General features: G+C 51.3%; 1 rRNA gene. It reads right to left on the minus strand.

Annotated elements, in window-relative coordinates:
• A 23S ribosomal RNA gene (locus ACFO3Q_RS16740) occupies positions 1-501 on the minus strand; the annotation flags it as partial.

Consider the following 501-nt stretch of genomic DNA (forward strand, 5'->3'; position numbering starts at 1 on the left):
AGCCAACCTCCTGGCTGTCTGTGCCTTCCCACATCGTTCACCACTGAGCGATAAATTGGGGCCTTAGCTGGCGGTCTGGGTTGTTTCCCTCTTGAGTCCGGACGTTAGCACCCGGTGCTCTGTCTCCCAAGCTGTACTTGCGGGTATTCGGAGTTTGCCATAGTTTGGTAAGTCGCCATGACCCCCTAGCTATAACAGTGCTCTACCCCCCGCAGTAATACTTGAGGCACTACCTAAATAGTTTTCGGAGAGAACCAGCTATTTCCAGATTTGTTTAGCCTTTCACCCCTATCCACAGCTCATCCCCTAATTTTTCAACATTAGTGGGTTCGGTCCTCCAGCACGTGTTACCGTGCCTTCAACCTGGCCATGGATAGATCATCTGGTTTCGGGTCTACACCCAGCGACTGAATCGCCCTATTCGGACTCGCTTTCGCTACGGCTTCCCTATTCGGTTAACCTTGCCACTGAATGTAAGTCGCTGACCCATTATACAAAAGG

This window comes from Coralloluteibacterium thermophilum (assembly GCF_042654365.1).
GTDB classification, from domain to species: Bacteria; Pseudomonadota; Gammaproteobacteria; order Xanthomonadales; family Xanthomonadaceae; genus Coralloluteibacterium; species Coralloluteibacterium thermophilum.